Annotated in this window: 20 protein-coding genes; all 20 read left to right on the top strand. The window is 40.6% G+C overall.

Annotated features, from left to right (window positions below):
* Positions 1–3 precede the first annotated feature (3 nt).
* On the top strand, positions 4–1,665 hold the full coding sequence (locus LX92_RS04670; RefSeq protein WP_109649139.1) for a CRTAC1 family protein: 1,662 nt from the start codon (positions 4–6) through the stop codon (positions 1,663–1,665).
* A gap of 28 nt (positions 1,666–1,693) precedes the next feature.
* Positions 1,694–3,022, top strand: a complete 1,329-nt coding sequence (locus LX92_RS04665) for an asparagine synthase-related protein (RefSeq protein ID WP_109649138.1) — start codon at positions 1,694–1,696, stop codon at positions 3,020–3,022.
* A complete protein-coding gene (locus LX92_RS04660; protein ID WP_170117795.1) occupies positions 3,015–3,968 on the top strand; it encodes a radical SAM protein in 954 nt (317 codons plus the stop codon). Before LX92_RS04665 ends, LX92_RS04660 begins: the two co-directional genes overlap by 8 nt.
* A gap of 94 nt (positions 3,969–4,062) precedes the next feature.
* Positions 4,063–7,413 (top strand): VCBS repeat-containing protein, encoded by a 3,351-nt coding sequence (locus tag LX92_RS04655; protein ID WP_223308257.1) that lies wholly within the window; start codon positions 4,063–4,065, stop codon positions 7,411–7,413.
* Positions 7,414–7,818: 405 nt separating this feature from the next.
* Entirely contained in the window at positions 7,819–8,070 is a 252-nt protein-coding gene (locus LX92_RS04650; RefSeq protein WP_109649137.1) for a hypothetical protein, read from the top strand.
* Positions 8,071–8,162: 92 nt separating this feature from the next.
* Positions 8,163–8,543: a hypothetical protein gene (locus LX92_RS04645; RefSeq protein WP_146197797.1), complete on the top strand. Its 381-nt coding sequence runs from the start codon at positions 8,163–8,165 to the stop codon at positions 8,541–8,543.
* A 42-nt stretch (positions 8,544–8,585) separates the two neighbouring features.
* The gene (locus LX92_RS04640; RefSeq protein ID WP_170117794.1) at positions 8,586–10,226 is read left to right on the top strand and encodes a carbohydrate-binding domain-containing protein; all 1,641 of its coding nucleotides are present in this window, start codon (positions 8,586–8,588) and stop codon (positions 10,224–10,226) included.
* An 18-nt stretch (positions 10,227–10,244) separates the two neighbouring features.
* Positions 10,245–11,489, top strand: a complete 1,245-nt coding sequence (locus tag LX92_RS04635; RefSeq protein ID WP_211315831.1) for an Lcl C-terminal domain-containing protein — start codon at positions 10,245–10,247, stop codon at positions 11,487–11,489.
* A 147-nt stretch (positions 11,490–11,636) separates the two neighbouring features.
* Positions 11,637–12,404 carry a hypothetical protein gene (locus LX92_RS04630; protein ID WP_109649134.1) on the top strand — a complete coding sequence of 256 codons (768 nt, stop codon included), beginning with the start codon at positions 11,637–11,639 and terminating at the stop codon, positions 12,402–12,404.
* 422 nt (positions 12,405–12,826) lie between these two features.
* The gene (locus LX92_RS04625) at positions 12,827–13,564 is read left to right on the top strand and encodes a polyphosphate polymerase domain-containing protein (protein WP_109649133.1); all 738 of its coding nucleotides are present in this window, start codon (positions 12,827–12,829) and stop codon (positions 13,562–13,564) included.
* Between the two features lie 6 nt (positions 13,565–13,570).
* Positions 13,571–14,173: a DUF4956 domain-containing protein gene (locus tag LX92_RS04620; protein WP_109649132.1), complete on the top strand. Its 603-nt coding sequence runs from the start codon at positions 13,571–13,573 to the stop codon at positions 14,171–14,173.
* Positions 14,174–14,193: 20 nt separating this feature from the next.
* Positions 14,194–14,910 carry a DUF2490 domain-containing protein gene (locus tag LX92_RS04615; protein ID WP_109649131.1) on the top strand — a complete coding sequence of 239 codons (717 nt, stop codon included), beginning with the start codon at positions 14,194–14,196 and terminating at the stop codon, positions 14,908–14,910.
* Positions 14,911–15,308: 398 nt separating this feature from the next.
* Positions 15,309–16,772, top strand: a complete 1,464-nt coding sequence (locus LX92_RS04610; RefSeq protein ID WP_109649130.1) for a CotH kinase family protein — start codon at positions 15,309–15,311, stop codon at positions 16,770–16,772.
* Between the two features lie 107 nt (positions 16,773–16,879).
* The gene (locus tag LX92_RS04605) at positions 16,880–17,401 is read left to right on the top strand and encodes a hypothetical protein (RefSeq protein WP_317047051.1); all 522 of its coding nucleotides are present in this window, start codon (positions 16,880–16,882) and stop codon (positions 17,399–17,401) included.
* Between the two features lie 124 nt (positions 17,402–17,525).
* Entirely contained in the window at positions 17,526–18,158 is a 633-nt protein-coding gene (locus LX92_RS04600) for a hypothetical protein (RefSeq protein WP_146197796.1), read from the top strand.
* A gap of 190 nt (positions 18,159–18,348) precedes the next feature.
* Complete coding sequence (locus LX92_RS23040; RefSeq protein ID WP_109649127.1) at positions 18,349–18,564, top strand: 4Fe-4S dicluster domain-containing protein; 216 nt, start codon at positions 18,349–18,351, stop codon at positions 18,562–18,564.
* Positions 18,486–19,211, top strand: a complete 726-nt coding sequence (locus LX92_RS04590; RefSeq protein WP_223308256.1) for a ferric reductase-like transmembrane domain-containing protein — start codon at positions 18,486–18,488, stop codon at positions 19,209–19,211. Before LX92_RS23040 ends, LX92_RS04590 begins: the two co-directional genes overlap by 79 nt.
* Positions 19,204–20,982 carry an FAD-dependent oxidoreductase gene (locus LX92_RS04585; protein WP_109649125.1) on the top strand — a complete coding sequence of 593 codons (1,779 nt, stop codon included), beginning with the start codon at positions 19,204–19,206 and terminating at the stop codon, positions 20,980–20,982. Before LX92_RS04590 ends, LX92_RS04585 begins: the two co-directional genes overlap by 8 nt.
* Positions 20,983–21,104: 122 nt before the next feature.
* Positions 21,105–22,283: a sensor histidine kinase gene (locus tag LX92_RS04580; protein WP_170117792.1), complete on the top strand. Its 1,179-nt coding sequence runs from the start codon at positions 21,105–21,107 to the stop codon at positions 22,281–22,283.
* Positions 22,280–22,996, top strand: a complete 717-nt coding sequence (locus tag LX92_RS04575; protein WP_109649123.1) for a LytR/AlgR family response regulator transcription factor — start codon at positions 22,280–22,282, stop codon at positions 22,994–22,996. The genes LX92_RS04580 and LX92_RS04575 overlap by 4 nt, the downstream gene beginning before the upstream one ends.
* Positions 22,997–23,171 lie beyond the last annotated feature (175 nt).

Below are 23,171 nucleotides of genomic sequence, written 5' to 3'. Positions count from 1 at the left end.
ATAATGGGTCATATTTTTAGAACGGTAATTTATTCCATTTTAGTAGGATGTCTTCCTGTAATGCTTTGCGCGCAAGGGAACGATATGAGATTCAAGGAGGTAACGAAAAAGGCTGGCATCGACTTTAAATATACCTTTGGGGACCGACATTATGAGAATATTTTGGAAAGTAGTGGATCTGGAATCACCGTTTTCGATTATAACAATGACGGGTTTATGGATCTTTATATGATGAACGGGACCTATTTGGAGGGGATATCACAAAAAGAGGGTTCGGTTTATAAAAACACGGCCAACAAACTTTATAAGAACAACGGTGACGGTACATTCACAGAGGTAGCAAAAAGCGCTGGGGTCGACGATAGGCATTGGAGTATGGCGGCCGGGGCAATCGATATGGATAATGATGGGTATCAGGATCTCTATTTGTTGAATTACGGTCCAAATGTATTCTATCACAATAATGGGGACGGTACCTTTAGTGAACAGACCAAAAAATTGGGACTAACCGGTCCAGAAAAATTGAATGGCTTTGTAAAATGGAGTATCGGGGTTTCATTTTGGGATTATAACAATGATGGAAGGTTGGATGCCATGGTAGGTAATTTTTTGGCCTTTGATCCCAAATACATTTCAACCCAAACCCCGGGAATGATGCCCCATCCATCAGAGTATAAGGGCCAGGCATCAATGTTGTACCAACAGATGGCCGATGGCACTTTTAAGGATGTGACCGAAAAGGAAAACCTCTACTATCCTGATTCAAAATGTATGGGATTAACGGTTTATGATTATGATGATGACGGTGATCTCGATATTGTTCAGGCCAATGACCATCACGAGAATTTTTTGTTCAAGAATGAGAATGGTACCTTTAAGGAGGTTGGTATCGCCAGTGGTATCGCGGTAAACAGTCAAGCGCAGGTAACGGGTTCAATGCATGCGACCATTGGGGATGTCGATGGTGACGGATTGGTGGATATGCTTGTTGCCGATTTAAAATATGGGGCCCTTTACAGGAATATGGGCAATGGGCTATATCAGGATATCACAGAGTCCAGCGGAGTAGCTAGGTCCTTGGCGGGAAAAGGAAGCTGGGGTACGGCATTGTTTGATTATGATAATGATGGTGATCTCGATATTATTTCGGCAAACGGAACTGCGGAAGAACTGATCTTGCAATATCCCTTGTTGTTGGAAAATGATGGAAAAGGAAATTTTAAGGATGTGGGTAAAAAAGTCAGTCCGTATTTCTCAACGAAACGTTCCGGAAGGGGATTGGCCGTTTGGGATTATGACAATGACGGAAAATTGGATGTGATGATTTCCCATGTCGACTTAATGGCAACACCAACCTTGCTTCATAATGAAGCGGGCAATAATAATAATTGGTTAGGGGTCAAACTCACCGGTAAAAATGGCTTGGCTTCTGGTATCGGTGCTAAATTGACCCTAAAAACAGGGGATAGGAAATTGGTTCGCATCAATCAATGGACTACCGGGTATTTATCCAATAATGAACCCAGGACCCATTTTGGACTTGGTAAATCAAGTTCAATCAAGGAATTGGAAATAAAATGGCCTGATGGTAAAATAGAAATCATTAAGAATATAGTGCCAAACCAATACCTGACCATAGCACAGGGAAAAGGAATATTAAACTAATAAAGGTAATTTCATAAAACTCAAGAAAATGAACAGTATGTACGTTAGTAAGGTGGTTGATTTGACCAATCATGAAAAAAATATAATTTATAACATGTCCCATGAAGAAGCCGTAGAGGTTGTCAAATCCGGGGACGTAGAGGCTGTACGTAAGATTGACGGACAGTTTTCCTTAATTTCCGTAGAGGATAAGACCATAAGAATGGCACGGTCGATCGGCCGCCCCCTACGTTATTTTATTGCAAAAAAGGCAGTAGGCCCCCAATTGGTCATTGCCGAACGAATAGATACTATCTATGACTATCTTAAAAAAGAAGGAATGGATGATCAATTCCATCCGTCCTACACGCGAATGGTACCAGCCCATTACATTACTAAAATCGAGCTTTTGGGATGTCCGGATCCCAACCCTGTTTATACAAGATTCTTTACCCCCGAACGCAACAAGTATGAAGCGGGTAGTCTCGAGCAAATTGGTAAGGAATATATCACGGCCGTATACAATGAGATCAAGAAATGGCTTCAATACAGGGCGAAAACGGGTCCAATAGGGGTCACTTTCTCTGCAGGTATCGATAGTGGGTCGATATTCGTGCTAACCTATCATGCGTTAAAGGAACTTGGGGAGAGCCCTTCAAGATTAAAGGCCTTTACCTTGTCTGTTGATGGTGATGGGGCGGATTTGATGCAAGCCCGTAAATTTTTGAAAACCTTGGATCTTGAACTTTTCTTGGAACCCATAGAGTTGGATTACAATGCGCTGGATTGGAAAGAGGCCATTCGGGTTGTAGAGGACTATAAACCCTTGGACATTCAATCGGCAACAATGAGCTTGGCCTTGTTAAAAGGGATTAGGGAGCGATATCCCGATTGGAAATACATTATTGATGGGGAAGGAGGGGATGAGAACCTGAAGGATTACCCTATTGAGGAGAATCCAGAATTGACCATTCGTAGTGTATTGAATAATTTAATGTTGTATCATGAAGGTTGGGGAGTGGATTCCATAAAACACTCCTTAACGTATTCTGGTGGACTAAGTAGGGGGTATATGAGGACTTTCTCCCCTGCTGATTTACATGATTTTGAAGGTTTTAGTCCGTACACGTTACCCAATGTAATTGAAATATCAGAAGGCATACCCTATATCGATATGACCGATTGGGATCATAAAAAATTATATGATCTAAAAGGACAGATAGTTTTTGAGGGGGTTAAGGCTGTTACAGGTATGGAAATGCCCATTTTCGAAAAAAGAAGGTTCCAACATGGTGTTGTATCAAAGAATGATTTTGAAAAGCATTTCCCGGAAAAGGAAATAGCCTATAGAAAGCAGTTTTTGTCAAAATATGAATAAGGATTTCGAGGCTGTTTCATCGAATAAATGGATAGCTTCCGAAAGGGGAAACAAAAATACGGTCGATCATAATCGACCGTATGCTTGGTTGGTGGAGAAAGAGCGCAGTATTGATGGTAAAATTGAGGATACCGCCATTATATTCCTGACCAATAAGGAGTGCCCTTTCAAATGTCTTATGTGCGATCTGTGGAAAAATACCACCGACCGAACCGTACCTGTAGGGGCCATACCGGAACAAATTGAATGGGCATTGTCGCAAATGCCATCCGCAAAGCATATTAAGTTATATAATAGCGGGAGTTTTTTTGATGAAAAGGCGATACCGGTAGCCGATTATGGCACGATTGCCACTTTGTTGGAGGATTTTGAAACCGTCATCGTGGAATCCCACCCCAAATTCATTACTGAAAAATGTTTGGGTTTCAGGGATATGCTTAAGCCTCGGCTTGAGGTAGCCATAGGATTGGAGACGGTGCACCCAGAGGTCCTTTTAAAGTTGAACAAAAGTATGACCCTTGGGGATTTTTCCAAATCGGTCGATTTTTTATCGCAAAACAAAATTTCCTCCAGGGCGTTCATACTTTTAAAACCACCCTTCCTATCGGAGGAGGAAGGTATCCATTGGGCCAAAAGATCCATTGATTATGCCTTTGGTCGTGGAGTGGAATGCTGTACGGTCATACCCGTTAGGGGCGGTAATGGGGCCATGGAACATTTGCATAAAATGGGTCATTTTGAAGTTCCTGAGATTCAATCCCTCGAAACGGTTTTGGAATACGGTATTCAACTTCGATTAGGACGGGTATTTGCCGATGTGTGGGATCTGTCCCTTTTTTCAAAATGTGATAATTGTTTGGAGGCCCGAACCAAAAGATTGGCAGCGATGAACCTGACACAGTCCATAGGTAAAGAGGTTGCTTGCGAATGCAGTCCCACGGTTTAGTCCAAAGGGACATGAAATCCATTTTCCCTTAATTTTTAATTTGTTGCTTAAGTGGTCCTTAGCATTGTAAACTACCCTAAAAACCAAGTATAATATGCCATTTAATTGTATATTTAAAAGCAAAAATGACACTATTGCCATGAAGGGAAACCGTGTACTCCAATTTATAATCTGCCTGTTTTTTCTTAACTATTCCTGTACAAAGGAAAACGATGAAAATAAGATTTTCGAAAGTTTGGATGCTTCAAAAACAGGTGTCGCATTTAAAAATACCCTTACAGAAACCGATTCACTCAACTATTTTACCTTTCCCTATATGTATGAGGGTGGTGGTGTGGCAGCCGGTGATATTAATAATGATGGACTGATAGATCTTTATTTTACGGGCAATCAAGTATCGAATAAGCTATACCTAAATAAAGGGAACCTGGAATTTGAGGATATTACCGAGAAAGCGGGTGTCTCTGGAGATAATCGATGGTATACGGGGGTCACCATGGCCGATGTGAATAGCGATGGTTTCTTGGACATCTATTGTTCGGTGGGGGGTAAGTACGAGCCAAGGATAAACCAACTGTTTTTGAACAAAGGGGACGGAACGTTTATTGAAAATGGGGCTGAATTGGGAATAGACGATGGAGGGGATACCGTTCAGGTAACCTTTTTTGATTATGATAAGGATGGGGATTTGGATTTGTATGTGGCCAATTACCCTCCCACGTCCTTTACAACCCCAACCTATATTTATCTTCATTTAATGAAGAATTTCAAAAAACACCAAAGTGACCACCTTTATCGTAATGATGGGGATACCTTCACGGATGTGACCAAAGAGGCCAACCTAGGTAGTTATGGATTGTCCCTCAGTGCGACGGTAGGGGATCTGAACAATGATTCATGGCCCGACTTATATGTGTCCAATGATTTTAATTCGCCGGACTTTATGTACATCAATAATCAAGATGGTACATTTCGGGAAGTTGTAAAAGATGCAATGGGCCAAACGGCATACTATGGTATGGGTGCCGATATAGCCGATATCAATAATGATGGTTATTTGGATATTAGTCAAGCGGACATGGATGGTGAATCCGACCAACGAAGAAAGGCCAATATGGGTAATACCATGCGAAAGCTTTTCCAAGAACTCGTTGATGCCGGTTTCCACCATCAATACGTACAAAACAACCTACAATTGAATTCAGGGGCTATCAATGACGGCATTCCATATTTCTCCAATGTTTCAAGATTTACGGGTACGTCATCGACGGATTGGAGTTGGGGACCCTTGATTGCGGATTTTGATAATGATGGTAAAAAGGATTTATTCATCGCCAATGGTACGCGTAGGGAAGTGAACAATAACGATTACTTTGATAACCTTCGGACAGCAAAAGTGACACAGGGTGATTTGTTGGAAGGAAGTTTGGCCATCCCATCGGTACGATTGGATAATTATATGTTCAAGAATAATGGGGACCTCAATTTTGAACATGTCACTAAGGAATGGGGGGTAAGTTTCGCGGGATTTACCAATGGGGCTACTTATGCCGACTTGGATAACGATGGGGATTTGGAGATCATCACCAATAATATAGATGATCCGGCTTCCATTTTCGAGAATAAAAGTGCCGGCAAGAAAAACTTTATCAAAATCAAGTTTGAGGGAACCCCGAACAATTTGTTTGGATTGGGAAACCGGGTGTATGTAAAAACAGGGGAGCAGACCCAAATGCATGAATTGACATTGACCCGTGGTTTTCAATCCTCCGTGGCCCCGGAGATTATTTTCGGGCTGGATCAAACACAAAAAATAGATGAATTAAAAGTCGTCTGGACCAACGGTACTTCCGAGGTCCTAAAGGATATTGCCGTAAATCAGACCTTGGTTTTGAATTATAGTAACGCATCCCCAATAGCGGAAGTACCTGCACCCGCTGCACCTTTATTTACGGATGTTACCAAGGATTTTCCGGAATTCAGGCATCAAGAAAATTATTTCGATGATTATTCAAGACAAGTATTGCTTCCCCATAAAATGTCTGCTTACGGACCAGCCTTGGCGGTTGGCGATTTGAATAATGATGGGTTGGATGATTACTATATGGGCGGGGCTAGGGATGTACCCGGAACGGTCTTTTTTCAAACTACGGAAGGTTTTACAAAGCAAGATGTGGAGGCGTTTGAGGAAGATAAACCAAGAGAGGATCTAGGGGCTGTTATTTTTGATGCCGACCAGGACGGTGATAATGACCTGTACATTGTTAGTGGAGGGTATGAATTTGAATTCAAACCCGAATTGCTTCAAGACAGATTGTATGTGAATGATGGTAAGGGGCATTTTTCGAAAGCACCGGAATCGGCCCTTCCTAAAATGCTTATCAGTGGTTCTAGGGCCTACCATGCCGATTTTGATAAGGATGGTAAAGAAGACCTTCTGGTTTTGGGCAGACAAGTTCCAGGGAAATACCCTTTCCCGACCAAAAGTTTTCTCTTAAAAAATACCAGTACCCAAGGTACGGTCAAATTTGAGGAGTATTCAACCTTTGTCGGTGATCAGTTCGATACCCTTGGTATGGCCACCAGTGCTGTTATTACCGATTTCAACAATGACGATTGGTTGGATGTCATGATCGTTGGGGAGTGGATGCCGATCAAGGTATATGAAAACACCAAAACCGGCTTTAAGGATGTTTCCGGGGATATGGGACTAACCGATACCACCGGGTGGTGGTGGAGCATAAATGAAGGGGATTTTGACGGGGATGGTGATATGGATTATTTGGTTGGGAATAATGGGTTGAATTATGAATACAAGGCAACGAAAAATGAAACCTTCGATATTTACGCCCATGATTTTGACAATAATGACAAGATGGATATTGTTCTGGGGTATTATGAAAATGGCGTGCAATATCCGCTTCGTGGTAGATTGCCTTCGTCACAGCAAATACCGGCCATTAAATACAAATACAAAACCTCAGAGGAATTTTCCCATGCCACATTGGAGGATGTGTATACCAAAAAAAGTCTGGATGAGGCCTTGCATTATCAGGTCAAGTCTTTTGCCAGCGTTTATTTGGAAAATAAGGGAGGTACTTTTGAAATCCATGAATTACCATATCAAGCCCAACTTTCGAACATCAATCAAATTTTGATCGATGACTACGACCAAGACGGACATTTGGATGCATTGATTGCAGGAAACCTCTACGGCTCGGAGATTGAAACGGCGAGGATTGATGCTGGTTACGGCCTCTTTTTAAAGGGTAATGGCAAAGGTGGTTTTGAGCCGGTTCCGGTCTATGAAAGTGGCTTCTTTACCCCAGGCGATGTTAAGGATATGGGAACCATTGAAGTAAAGGGGGACACCTATATCATTTTGGCCAAGAATGATGATTTCTTACAATTTGTAAAACTTAACAAGAATTTGAAGACTGAATAGATAACGCTTGTACATTGTACTAAATCAGCAGTATAACTTTCTTTCAATGTTTTGTAGGCCTATCCCTTAGGCCTTGTTTTCAGCCATATTCCGTATGGTGTTATTTCAATATAAACGCTCCATGGGGTAAACCTCCTTATTCGTAGATAAGAACTTTCTCTATTTAGGTCCTTGGACCTAGTTTTATAAAAATATATATCCAATGCCAATGGTTTAATAATTATTGTTCGGTTGGGTTACAAGGACGCTGGTTTAATTATAACTAACGTCTTTTTTTATTCCATATACCGAATCAGGTCAATCGCTATTATCCCAAATTGGTAGAGGAAATACCCCTGTTCGTTGATTTTGGTTTTAAAGGAAGGCATACTTCTGTTTCTTTGAACCATAAATAAAACAGGACTTATGAAGTCAATGATGAAAATAGTGTGGAAAGGGGCAGTTATCGTATTGGTGATAACGACTTCGGCTTGTGGACAAGAAGATGGGCCATCCATTACATCAGCAAAGCAGGAAAGGCTAAAAGATTTACCTATGGAAACCGCATTACATCAAGAACAGGAAGGAGAGCTTTTAGGATTGTATGCAACACATTTTGTTGAGGAGGGGAATAAAAGCATATCGCGAAAGCCGGAAAGAAGAAGACGGAATCATTAAGGACTTGTGTAAAGAGACCCAATACGAACAAGTGTTAAGAGGTAATATAAAAAAGGAAGTATAAAATAATAAATATAAAAATTATGAAGACAATGAAGAAAATCACAAACATCACATTGGTATTGTGTGCAATGCTGATATCAGGAACAACCTTTGCCCAAAGAGGAGGACAAGGTGGAGGCCAACAAGGACCACCACCTATACCCTCCTCAAAAGAAATCAAGGCAATGGTCAGTGATCTTGCTGAAGAGATATCTCTGAACGAAGATCAGGAAACGGAAATATTAGCCCTGTATACAGCACATTTTAAGGAGGTCAAGAAAAAAACGTCATCAGGAAGGCCGGATAGGGATGAAATGGAGGCTTTAAAAAATGATTTTGAAGAAGAAGTGAATGCCGTATTGACCGATGAGCAACAGAAATTGTTCAAGGCTTATCAAAAGAAAAATAGCCAAAAAAAAGGTAAAAGGTAACACACGGGTAATACTAAAAAACGATACCTAAAAAAAATGATCATGAACCATAGCGCATTTTACAAACGAATTAGACTTTCAGGGGTTTATGTAATACTCCTGGCTTTTTTATCTGTTCCGATAGGTTGCAGTAGCGATGACGGGGATGAAGTTGTCATTGATGATGACTCATCCGTAGTCGATGATGATACCACATCATCAGGGGATATTGTAATAACGGATACAAACACATCAGGAACGGCTGAAGGGGATACCGATAACACAGGAGCCGATGAAGATGATTTAGTGGAAAACGCAACTTTTGAAAATACGGTGCAAATTGTATTTTCCGATACCTCGGCTACCATTACCAACCCTGTTCCTGATGATGTGGTTATTACACAAGACGGGGCCGATGTCACCATTTATTCGGCTATTTCTAAAGTGGCCTACGAAGTATCGGGCACAACGACAGACGGGATGTTGAAGATTTATAGTGATAAAAAATTCAAATTATCGTTAAATGATTTAAGCATTGTGAATACCGATGGACCTGCGATAAATGTCCAATCTTCGAAAACCATTTTTGTGATATTGGAAGGTACGAACAGCTTGACCGATGCATCGAGTTATAGCGATATCCCTGACGAAGAAGATGCGAAAGCTGCATTTTTTAGCGAAGGGCAATTGGTTTTTAGCGGTTCAGGAGCTCTTAATGTTGCAGGAAACTATAAGCACGGTATCGCAAGTGATGATTATGTTAGGGTAATTAGTGGTACGATCACAGTTACCGAAGCGGCATCTGATGCCATACACACCAACGATTATATCATTGTGGATGGAGGTACGCTTAATTTAACGGCAGATAGCGACGGAATGGATTGCGAAGAAGGCTATATAATTATCAACGACGGAACCTTTAACATAAATGCTGTTGATGATGGCATTGTAGCTTCGTATGACATTGATGACGAGGAAGAACCGGATGATTCCATTACGCCCAATGTAACTATAAATGGTGGCGATTTTGTGATAAACACTTCCGAAGGCGAAGGAATTGAGTCCAAAGGCATAATGACCATTAATGATGGTACCATAATCATTAATGCCTATGATGACGGTCTTAATGCCGGTGGAATTTTATACATCAACGGAGGAAACAATTATGTGTATAGTACGCTCAACGATGCCATTGACAGTAATGCAGGCATTACCGTTACCGGTGGTACGACCATTGCCATATCCGTTAGAACCGATGAGCCGGACGGTAGCTTTGACTGCGATGACGATTCATTCAAAATAACTGGAGGAACAATTTTAGGATTGGGATTGAATACCTCATTTCCGACAGAAACCGAAAGCACGCAAAACTCAGTGATTTTTGATGGGATTAGCGCAAACCAACTATTGAATATTCAATCAGAGGATGGCACGGAAGCCCTTACTTATGAAGTGCCGAATAGCGTAATCACGATTATTTATTCCAATGCAAAATTGGAAACAGGTGAAACGTATAACATCTATACAGGAGGAAGCGTGAGCAATGGTACTGAGGTTAACGGATTATACACCTCTGGAACATATAGCGGTGGAACGGATTCAGGTGATTCGTTTACTATCAACAGTACAGTTACACAAATTGGAGGGGAAATGGGTCCTACAGGTGAGGGTGGTACTGGTGGTGTCCGACCTGGAGGTTTCTAATAATTAAAAAACAAAAACATGGAATATACCGTATTTAACAAAACAGTCAGACTTTTAGGGATTTATGTAATGCTCCTGGCTTTTCTATCGGTTCCGATAGGTTGTAGTGACGATGCTGATGATGTTGTGGTTGAAGATACCGATGAGGTATTGGATGATGATAGCACTACCAATGACAATGAATTGGAAATCAATGATTTTCTACAAATAGCAACTGGGCAGATCACGTTGTATGATAATGATGGTGCGGTTGTAAGCAGTATTGGTGAGGGAGAGGATTTCTATGGTCAGGATGCAACCTATTTAAAAGGGGAAGCCATGTCCTATACAGATAATGGGGATGGCACGGTTACGGATACCAATACCGGTTTAATGTGGCAGCAGGTACCTTCTTCAGAGGACTATTCCTGGGCCGATGCCGTAACCTATTGTGATAATTTGGAGCTTTCCGGTTATGATGACTGGCGGATGCCCACTTTAAAAGAGCTTTTTTCAATCAGTGATTTTAGTTCGGGATGGCCCTATTTGGATACGGGGTATTTTAACCTGGCAAGTGGGGAGGTAACCAAGGATGAGCAATTTTGGGCCAACAACTATTACGTGGGTACAACGGTTGAAGGCGGTAATAATGCGGCCTTTGGTGTAAACCATGTTACCGGTCACATTAAGGCATATGCTGCAGCAGCGGGTGGTCCCGTGGGTGGTAAGTATGTAAGGGCCGTTCGTGGTGGGGATTATGGTACGAATGATTTTGTTGATAATGGAGACGGTACCATTTCGGATAATAATACCGGTCTAATGTGGGCACAGGATGATGACGGGGTTACCTTGGACTGGGAAGATGCTTTGGAATATGCCGAAAACTCTGAATTGGCCGGTTATACCGATTGGCGCCTTCCCAATGTAAAGGAACTCCAAGGTATCGTGGATTATTCCTATTCACCAACGGCGACCGATAGTGATAATGTTGGTCCGGCCATTGACCCCTTATTTTCATGTACACAATTGCCAAGTGATGTTCAAGAAGCAGGTTATGCAGATGATTACGGGTATTACTGGACAGGTACATCGGCTCCGTTTACAAGTGGGGAACCTTATTACTATGCCTGGTATGTTGCCTTTGGTAGGGCGGTAAATGGCGAAGGGGAGGATTTCCATGGTGCAGGTGCCGTACGTTTCGATACAAAGGATGAGGATGGGCCAGCAGGTGAGGATGCCGAGCGCTATTATAATTATGTGAGATTGGTAAGAAATATAAATTGAGTGCCTATGGATGATTAATTGTTTGGTTGAGTTAGTTTAGTAAAGGGCACGCTGGTTTGGTTAGAACTAGCGTGCCTTTTTCAGTTGATTGAAAAAGTTTGAACGACTTTATTATTGAGAATAATTTAAATACAACGAAAAGGAGCAATGTTGAAATTTTTTAGAAAGCAGTTCAGGATAAAATTTTTGGAAGAGGGGAATATAAAAAAGTATTTTCTATATGCCTTTGGGGAAATAGTGCTTATAGTGATCAGTATTTTATTGGCGTGGAAAATCAATGACCTCAATGAGATTCGAAAAAATAAGATCATTGAGCTAAAGATTTATGATAGCCTTTACGAAGAGCTAGACCTAAATATGAAATCCCTCAATAGTGCCATCGATCAATATGGTGATGATATCGTTAAATTGGAGGCTATCGTTAATTATGTGGGGCTGCCCCCAGAACAAATTACACAAGGGGCCAAGGATACGATCGTTCATAGTACGTATAGCGAATTGAATCTACTGGATGGGGCCCTGAATTCCGTAATTAATACTACAAAATTTGAAATGATAGAAAGCAATTCATTAAAAAGGCTAATTACGAACTATCCAACTGAAATAGGGGTTTTGGCCATAGAGGATGAAAAAGTAAAAAAGATTGTCATCGATGATATCCAACCGGTTTTGGAAAAACACCTGTCCCTGGCCGATATGCTTCCTGCGGAAGACACCAAATACAATGCCATTAAAAGCTTTGGGGCAAAGTCTCAATATCATCTATTGCTGCAAGATAAAAAATATCAAAATAGCATTGTTGCCAGGTTGTTGCATACGGAGAATCTTCTGGCATTGGCAAAAAAATTAAGGAGTAGAACCCAAAATATTGCGATAAAACTTAATCGCGAATTGGGGTATGATGGGGATAGTTGACAAAAACCCGGAATGATGTGTTTTTCTTGAATGTCTCTTATTGACCTTTACCGTTTCTTTCATTGATGAAATCAAGTCTTTGGTTGATATGCGGGTTTGGTTTGTCGATTCCTTTTCTGGGTTCATGGGGGCATCCTTAAATTTGTTTCGAATTAGTTTAGGAATCCAGGAAGTTGGATAATCGATATCACAAGCTTCCTAGAGTAGACTATAAATTGAGTGCCTATGATGGAATAATTGTTTGGTTGAGTTAGTTTAGTTAAGGGCACGCTGGTTTGGTTAGAACTAGCGTGCCTTTTTTATATTCTTTTATAACGTCAGTTAGATGTGATTCAATTTCGTTGATAAAATCTTCCAGTTCGTTGATTTTGATTTAACCTTGGCTTAACCTTCACTTAATTTGGTTTATAATAAATCTGCTGATGAGACATATTATAGAAGGTTTTGAGAGTATTACCCTAGAAGGGATGAATAACGTTTCCTTAATGAAAAGGACCGATACGAAATTCATCATCCATGAAAAAGATCTTATTGAGGTTTTAAAGAACATAAGGGAGGATTATAGGGTCCTTGAGATAGATGGTCATAGAATCATGACCTACTCTTCACTTTATTTTGATACCCCTACCAAGAAGTTCTATTATGACCATCATAATGGCAAGATAAATAGGACCAAGGTCAGGATGCGGAAATATGTTGAATCCGATATCTGTTTTCTCGAGGTAAAACAGAAGGATGGTAAGGGAAAGACCAATAAGACCAGGACATCGATAAACGATTTTGAAACGGAATTGTCCGACGAATCTGTTGATTTTATCCAAAACGTAACCAGTAAATCCTATGATTTGGAACCCATTATCTGGAATAAATTCAACCGTATTACACTGGTGAACAAAACCGCTATGGAGCGTTTGACCATAGACCTGAACCTTTCCTTTAAAATAAACAACTCCTTCAAGACCTATAATAATCTTGTGATTATCGAGGTGAAACAAGAACGTTTCAATAGAACATCACCCGTTGTACGGCAGTTGAAAGAGAAACAGATAAATCCGTACGGACTCAGTAAATATTGTATCGGAATGATCAGTGTTTACGATGATATAAAGTACAATCGCTTTAAAGAGAAACTATTAAAAATCAATAAAATAACAGCCTAATTGCTTATGGAATTTCTAGACATCCCCCTTTTCGACGACGATTTTTTTAAAATGATGTTCAGGTTCATCCTAAACTTCACATTCTTGACCATAATCATACGTTTTGTTTATTACCCCTCTTCAAAGCGTAAAGATTATGTCTTTACCTATTATCTCATTAGTCTTATTGTCTTTTTACTCTGCTTCACATTAAAGAAATACAATCTGGATATAGGAATGGCCCTTGGATTGTTCGCGATTTTTGGAATAATACGTTATAGGACCGATCCCATCGATATCAAGGAAATGACCTATTTGTTCGTGGTCATCGGTGTTTCGGTCATCAATTCATTGGCTAACAAGAAAATGAGCTATGCCGAGATTTTGGGTGCAAACGTACTGATCATTTTCATTTTGATCCTTATCGAGAGGTATTGGGCCTTGAAACAGGAAGAATCAAAATTCATTGTTTACGAAAATATCGAGAACATAAAACCTGAAAACCATGAAATACTTAAGAGTGATCTTGAGCATAGGACAGGTTTGACCATTAACAAGGTCAATATCGGGAAAGTGGATTTTTTAAAGGATACCGCTGAAGTGACCATATTCTATTTCAAAAACAACTAATAACCGCTTTATAGAAAAATATGAAATCAATCAACAGGTTGCGATCGGGCTATATGGTATGGATGGCCGCTTTAATGATAGGAACTTCATGTTTCGCCCAAAGCGGGGATACCGATGATCTTGAAAGTTGGACATCCATTGGCCTCAAATACAAATTGAACAAAAAATGGTCGTTTGGGTTGGAGGAACAATTGCGATTGGATGAAAATATTTCGGAAATAAGCGAGTATTTCACAGAACTTGATGCCGAATATTCCATTTCAAAAAGTTTCGATATCGGTGGTGGTCTCCGATATATCAGGGATAATGATAATAAAGGTAACATACAAGGATATGAAAATCACTTCCGATTTCATGTCGATGCAACATACAAGCATAAAATAAATGCCCTTTCACTGAAATATCGGTTACGTTATCAAAATAAGAATGAATTGGGTGTGGACAATTCCGAAGGTGATTATGCGAATCAGAATATTCGTTTTAAAACTTCGGTGGAATATGATTTTAAGAATTGGAAGTTAGATCCGGAGTTTTCCGCGGAAATATTCAACCACTTTGAGGAAGGTGACGACAATGGTTTCAGTAAATATAGACTCACCTTAGGAACCGACTATAAAATAAGGAAGTATGGGAAAATCGGTTTGTTCTATCGAATGGAAAAAGAATTGAATGTCGATTTGCCTGAAACAACACATATAATCGGATTAAAATACACATATACCATAAAAAACAAGTAAAATAAAAACAAGAAACCTATCAACCCAATCTGCAGGAAGCCTATTCCATATTGAAAACAGTTCTGGGGAAACTAATTAGACCTTCGCACCGGAAAAAAATTACAAATCGATCGTATTCTCTTCATCGGATCTTAAAACAGGAACTTGCAATATTTATTTGGGAGGCAGTTCAACCGGTACCGAATCAAACGGAGTATATGAAAATGGCACCTATTCATCAGGAACCCTATATAAAAGCTTTACGGTTGTGGGTAAATCAACAACGGTAGAATGACAGTTATTTTGTAGAAGCAGTTTTATTATTGGTAGATGAAATCCCCTGATTCGTTGAATCTTTTTCCTTCTGTAACAAAGAATGGGTTGATTTGCCGGTACAAAAAAAGTATAAATAAAAAACCATGAAAAAATTTATCTTGAAAAAATCAATATTTACAAGTCTGGCGGTATTGGTATCCTTTTTATTTATTAATTGTTCGGATGATACCGATACCATTGATGATTCTGAAGATACGACAACATCCGGGACAGATGCTACGGTGACTTTGGATGACGCCGATTTTGAACCGGTGGATTGGACCACCGAGACACATAGCAAGGATGCCGATCCTGATTTTGATGAGGTCTTTGATGATTCAGAGGTTAAGCGGCTCGATTTTGTTATTTCAGAAGGGAATTGGGAAGCTATGATGGCCGATATGACGAATCTGTATGGAACCTTTGGAGGTACCAATAGTGGTCCTGGGGGAGGTATGGCCGGTGGCGGAACTAGTTTTTCTGATGAAGACCCTGTCTTTGTACCTGGATCAGTGTTCTACAACGGTAAGGAATGGTATAAGGTAGGATTGCGGTTTAAAGGAAATTCGAGTTTGCAGAGTGCTTGGCAAGCCGGTATCTTGAAACTGGCATTCAAAATGGATTTTGATGAGTTCGAGGACGATTATCCGCAAATAAAGAACCAACGTTTTTATGGTTTTAAAAAGTTGAGCTTAAAGAACAATTATGATGACAGCTCTTTTTTAAGGGAAAAAGTCGCCGCCGAAGTATTTAAGAATTCCGGTTTGGCGGTTTCTAACACCGGTTTTTACACCCTATATGTGGATCACGGTGATGGTCCTGAGTATTTTGGATTGTACACCTTGGTAGAGGAAGTTGACGATACGTTGATCGATACCCTATTCTCCAGTGATGATGGCAATCTTTATAAGCCTGAGGATTACGGCGCTAGTTTTGCCGAAGGAACTTTCAATGAGGAAGGTTTCGAGAAAAAGACCAATGAGGATGAGGCGGATTGGAGTGATATTGAAAGCCTGTTTTCCGCACTGCATTCGGATACTAGGACTACCGAGCCAGAAACGTGGAGAACCAATCTGGAAGCTGTATTCGATGTGGACACGTTCTTGAATTACTTGGCCGTAAATACGGTTATCCAAAATTGGGATACCTACGGAAGAATGGAACATAATTATTATTTGTACAATAACCCGGACAATAATTTGCTCACTTGGATTCCATGGGATAATAATGAGGCCTTACAAGATGGGAAACAAGGAGGTTCCTTAAACCTTGATTTCTCCGATCTGTCCAGTGCTACCTGGCCATTGATCGGTTACTTATATCAAGATGAGGTTTATAAGGCCAAATACGACGCCTATGTACAGGCGGTTATAGACGGCCCTTTTGAGACAAGCTATATACAGGGGGTTTATGATACGTACGCAAGTTTAGTGGAACCCTATGCGACCTCTGAGGTGAGCGGATACTCATTTTTATATAATAGTAGTTCTTTTTATTCGGCCATTTCAACACTTAAATCACATGCTTCAAGTCGGGCATCCGCAGCAAATGGCTATTTGTCCAATTAAAGGTTCCATTACAATATAATATCAGGAAAAAAAAGTATAAAATTCCAACAGACTGCTTTAAACCATTAGGGATTAAGGCAGTCTAAAGAGGGAGTTTTAAACGAAAAATGATGAAGGGTAAAAAATCAATGAACTTTTATATGCGTATTGTCCATCGCTATTTAGGTTTTTTCTTGGCAGGTATTATGGCAGTGTATGCCTTTAGTGGAATTATTCTCATATTCCGGGAGACCAATTTTTTGAAAAGTGAACAAACGATCGAGAAAAAAGTGGGGACCGCAATGTCTTCCGAACAATTGGGGAGAGCGTTGCATTTGAAAAATTTGAGAATTTCCAAAGTAGAAGGGGATATGCAGTATTTTGATCATGGCACCTACAATAGTGCGACGGGTGATGTAAAATACACAGCAAAGGAATTACCTGCGGTATTGCGGAAACTGAATCAATTGCACAAGGCAAGTACGAATCAACCCTTGTTTTGGTTGAACATATTTTTCGGGGTGTCATTGTTCTTCTTTGTCGTGTCTTCGTTTTTTATGTTCAAACCGAAAACCAAGACCTTGAAAGAAGGGGTTTATGTTTCCATTGTAGGTGTCGTACTAACGGTTTTATTGGTGTTTATGTCTTAAATGGAACCTAGGCTAGGTCTAAGGAAATAAAAGTAGGGAGTACGCTTATATGAAGCAAGTTGATTGCAAGGATAGAATCGTGTAGGGGAATGATATGGGAAATGTAAATAGATTTGTTTTAATAATGGCTTTGGTGCTTGGTATGTCCAGTGCCAAGGCCTTTAATCCTTATACATCATCGATTATTTTTGAAAGAATCGGGAATGATTGGTTTATGGATATATCCGCTTCACAGCTTGGGACCTATGAGGTGCTGAAAAAATACTACGGTACCGAGGATATATCGATGCTGTCCATTGCGGTATATAAAGAAAAGTATTTCCAATATTTAAATACCCATATCCACTTGGTAGCGGATGATTTCCCGGTAGAACTTTTACCTGTAGACGCCCGTTTGGGAAGCCGGCAGGCTGAGGTCCGGTTTGTTCTCAAAGGCATTCCTCGCGATTTTGATGAATTATCCGTAAAACTGAACGTTTTTGAGGAAAACGGGTCCCAACAAAATATAACGGGCTTTTTTAGTGAAAAAGGAAATGTGAGCAGCATATTGAATGCTGAAAATGAATTTTCAACGCGCATTGTCCATAGGGATGGAAAATATATACTTTCCGATGGATTTCCCTGGAATATGGGGCATCTCCTGTATGTAAGTGTGTTATTGGTGTTTACACTAGTGCTGTTTTTTGTACTTCGTTATTATACCAATAAAAAATCAACCCCGTATAAAGGCCCTGTTCTGGTCTACAAGCGTCAATAATGACGATTGGGGAATACCCTTAAGTTGGATCCCCTTTTAAATCCCTATCCATATTCATTACATCGTCCAAGATTCCTTTGTTGTTGTGATTTGCCATTTGGTTGAGAAAGTCCCATGGTCTGTCGATTCCTTTTTCAATTGGAACGGAAGTGCTGTTACTTTGATATAGAAATTGTAAAAGCGCTTAATAATGGCCATTGAAAGTATAAACGGATGTATAGGGTGTGAAGAGTGCATTAAGAGTTGCCCTACCGATGTTATTCGGTTAGATCCAAAAACCAAAAAGGCGGTAATTACCTTTCCTGAGGATTGCCAAATATGTCATTTATGTCGGTTGTATTGTCCGGTCGACGCGATTACGCTTACTCCGGAAAAAACCATTCCAGTAATCGTTTCATGGGGTTAGTCATGCAAAAAGAAAGAAAAATATTCAAGTTGTTGTCACTGGGTATAGCGTTTATCGGTATACCGTTGTTGTTATGGTTTTTGGGGGATTTCCCCAAACGATCCTTACTTATGGATTCACTTTCCCTGTTGACCATTTTAGCCTTTAGTCTGCTATTGGCACAATTCTTTTTGGCGAGAACGAACAGGGGATTGGTGAAGAAGGTAAAGATGTCATACGTATTGAAAATACACAAGTTCATAGGGTATGTATTTATAAGTGTTATCATGCTGCATCCGTTTTTTATCATCGTTCCCAAATTCTTGGACGATGCGGTGTCTCCCAAGGATGCCTTTATACGATTGATAACCACTTTCAATACTATTGGACTTGTTTTTGGTTTGGTGGCCTATACGGTAATGTTGGTGATTATGGTCACTTCGTTTTTTAGGTTTAAGCTGCATTTGAAATATAAGACCTGGAGAACCTTTCACGCTTATTTGACTGTGGTTTTCATCGTTGCCGCTACCTGGCATGTCATTACCTTGGGGCGCCATAGCAATAGTGCATTCACGATGTTCTACGTGATTGCAGGGGCATGTGGCATCTTCTATTTGTTACGAACATATTTAGTTAAACCTACACGAAAAACGATCAAAAATGTCTAGTTCAAAAGAGAATAAGAGTATATCACGACGCAACTTCATTGCCTTGGCAGGTGGTGCGGCCGGAGCTGTTGCATTGGCTTCCATGGGGTTACCCCTGGGGTGGTCAGAAAATAGTCCGGAAATTGACGTTGAGGCGTTGGGCTTGGATAAATTCAGTACGGATGTATTGGTAATAGGCAGCGGTATGGCAGGTTTGTTCGCGGCCGTAAAAGCCCATGATACGGGAGCAAAGGTGATGATGGTTTCGAAAGGCAGACTAGGCTCTTCGGGTCAAACCCCTTTTGCAAAAGGAATATTCGCATATGATCCTGAAAAAGAAAAATTGGGCATTGATGAATTCGTTGCCCAAGTTTCCCGTTCGGCCTTGGGCAGTAATAATGAGGTGTATACGAGACAAATGGCCGAACACTCATTGGATCGTGTAAACGAGCTAAGGTCATGGGGATTTTTCGACTCGGCGCTTTATAACAAAAGTTTCAGTAAACCTATGGAAGAACGGAATATACCGGTTCAAGAACGTATCGTAGTAACCCATCTGATCAAAGAGGAGGAAAAGATTGTCGGGGCGGCCGGTTTTAGCATCGATGAGCAAAAAGTGATTGTCTATGAGGCAAAAAGTGTCATACTATGTACTGGGGCTGGCGGATTTAAACCTAATGGCTTCCCCATCGGGGACCTTACCCATGACGGTACCATAATGGCCTATAATATTGGGGCGAAAGTTACCGGCAAGGAATGGAACGATGGTCACCCAGGGAAAGCGGAAAATGCCGCCGCCTGTTATGATGGTTGGGGTAATATGTTTGAACAAAAGCCAAGTACGGTAAGTGTTGAGGTACATCATGATTTGGGAGTCGACCTGAACTATATGGCTTATGTAAGTGGTAATTCGGTAAAAATGGGGCATCCGGGAGCGGTTGATAATAAGGTTATTACCGGTGGACCATACACCCCTGAGGAATTTAAAAGAAACAATACAGAGCGAAAGCCTGGACCCCAATCGGAAGAGGGTAGGCCTCCTAGAGGGGAAGGTAAACCACCAGCTGGGGGTAAACCTCCAAAAGAAGGTGGCGGCCCTCCAGGGATGGGTGGTAGTGTAGTAGGAGGCTCTTCGGCAGGAATGGCAATCCATAAATCGGAAGGGTTGGTGCCTATAAACGATCAATGTGAATCGAACATTCCAGGGCTTTTTGCCGCCGGTGATGCCTTGGGTTCTTATATGTCCGGAGCAATTTATACCCAAATCGGTTCGTCTTTGGCAGGATCGGCAGTCCAAGGTGGGGTTGCAGGGGAAGCTGCTGCAAGATACAGTAAGGGTGTAAAGGATGTTAAAATATCCGATTCTAAAATCGATGGGATCCAAGAAGAAATTCTGACCCCTTTAAAAAGGGAGGCAGGGTATAGTCCGGCATGGGTAACCCAGACCTTACAAGGCATCATGATTCCCAATTTTATCCTTTACATTAAAAAAGAAAACTTAATGAAGGGGGCATTGGCGTATATAGAGGAATTGCGGGATCACCATATGGATAAGATGTGCGCATCCAACTTACATGAATTGCGGTTGGTTCATGAAACTGCCAATATGATCATAAGCGCCGAGATGAAATTGAAGGCATCATTGATGCGTAAAGAGAGTAGGTGTAGCCATTATCGATTGGATTACCCTGAAATGGATGATGAAAACTGGCAGGCTTGGATCAATATCTTTAAAGGGGAAGATGGTACCATGCAGTTTGAAAAACAACCTTTTGGTCAATGGCCGACCTAGTAGTATTCCCTGTCCATGGATTGTGGTTGGGGGTAAACACCTCAAACCGATTGAAATAGGGTGAAGAACCAAGAATAATAAAACGCGATAAGATTTACCGAATGCAATCATATGTTACCAATATGAATTCAGTATCTTCGAAAAACAGTACAGAATACATGAGTGATAATTACAAAAATAAGGGGTTCCTAAAACGAAAAGATCTTTTTGAACCCGTGATAATCCTTGCCTTTTGGGTCGTCCTGTTCGCGTCCCCTTTATTGTTTGGCCAGTTTGAGGAAGAAATCAATTGGGTTCATGTTTTTGATATTTGGAGAAACCATGTGGCGTTACTGGCGCTTTTTTTGGTCCATCGTTTTCTATTGATGCCTTTGTTGTTTTTCAAAGGGAAAAAGGCCGCTTATTTTAGTGCTATTTTTATATTGATTCTGGTGGGGACATTCGTCATTTACTCCATTAACGATAGGGTGAATTCACAAGTATTGCCTCCTCCGCCACCGCATGATAGGATTGAAAGAAAGATGGATCGGTTTACCGAAAATAGGGCAAGGGATACTTTTGAAGGTCAGGTTCCACGTCCCATTCCAAAAGGGCGTAATTCCCAAGGTCCGATTCCGGCCTATGCCAATTTTCTAATGTTGTCGATACTCTTGCTAGGTTTTGATGCTGGGTTGCAGTTGTCCATGCGTTGGGCAAGTCTGGAACAGGAAAAAATCAAGTTGCAAAAGGAAAATGTCGAAAATCAGTTGGCTTTTTTAAGGAACCAGGTGAGTCCGCATTTTTTCATGAATACATTGAATAATATCCATGCCTTGGTGGATATTGATTCAGAAGAGGCCAAGTTGTCGATCATTAAACTTTCCTATTTAATGCGGCATCTGCTGTATGACTCGGAAGAAAAGGTGACACCCATAACCAAGGAGGTCGAATTTATAAAGAGTTATATTGAACTCATGCGTTTGCGATTTACCGATAAGGTGGTCATTAAGGTCGATATTCCCCAATCCATCCCAAAGAAATCAATTCCACCCTTATTGTTTACCTCTTTGTTGGAGAACGCTTTTAAGCATGGGATAAGCTATGATAAGGAATCGTTTATACATATCGCGATGTCCTTTACGGAAGACCAGTTGCAATTTAGGATCGAGAACAGTAACCACTCCAAAAAAGCAGAAGGTTCTTCGGGCATTGGTATCGAGAATATTCGAAAGCGATTGGACCTCCTTTACAAAAAGGACTATGACCTTGCCATTACGGAAACCGATGATAAATACGTTATAAACCTTAATATTCCTTTATGATCCGATGTATCGCAATAGACGATGAACCCTTGGCATTAAAACAAATCGCAAGCTATATAGGTAAAACACCATTTCTTGTTTTGGAAAATCAGTTTGAGAGTGCTTTACAGGCGATTTCATTCTTACAGGATAATGAGGTGGATCTGATGTTCGTTGATATCAATATGCCCGATTTAAGTGGAATGGATTTTGTTAAATCCTTGACCAATCCGCCCAAGGTGATTTTCACGACGGCCTATAGTGAGTATGCGATTGAGGGTTTTCGTGTCGATGCTATTGATTATTTGTTGAAACCCATTGGCTATAACGAATTTTTAAAGGCGGCGGTAAAGGCAAAGGATCGGATACAGCCTAAAGAAGGAGGGAATACCGAAGTGCATAGTAACGATAAGTTTCTCTTTATTAAGTCGGAATATAAAATATTACGCATCAACCTAGCCGATATTAAATATATTGAAGGCATGCGGGAATATTTGCGTATCCATCTGCAAACCGAAAAGCCCATCATGGCCTTAATGAGTATGAAAAAGATGGAAAGCTTTCTATCCACAGACCATTTTATGAGGGTGCATCGATCCTATATCGTAAATCTCGATAAAATCTCTGTAGTCGAGCGTAACCGTATTGTTTTTGACAAGAATATTTATATTCCCATCAGTGAGCAATACAAACCAAAGTTCCAGAAATACCTGGACGACAATTTCCTTGTTTGATGGTTAGGTAACCTTATGGTCGATACGAATAAGGTTTCATTCTTCTTCCCTGTTTAACAAAATCATATTTCGGGTACTTTGTTGGTTTCTCTTTTATACAGCTTAAGGGACAAGCTTTCCTGCATTCATGGGAAAATCATAATCCTTTCTTAAAAAAACATACTACCTAGTATAT

Origin of the sequence: Maribacter polysiphoniae (assembly GCF_003148665.1) — a bacterium.
In the GTDB taxonomy this organism is placed as follows: Bacteria; Bacteroidota; Bacteroidia; order Flavobacteriales; family Flavobacteriaceae; genus Maribacter_A; species Maribacter_A polysiphoniae.
The sequence above is the reverse complement of the archived record's forward strand: the minus strand, read 5'-3'. Positions and strand labels throughout refer to the sequence as shown.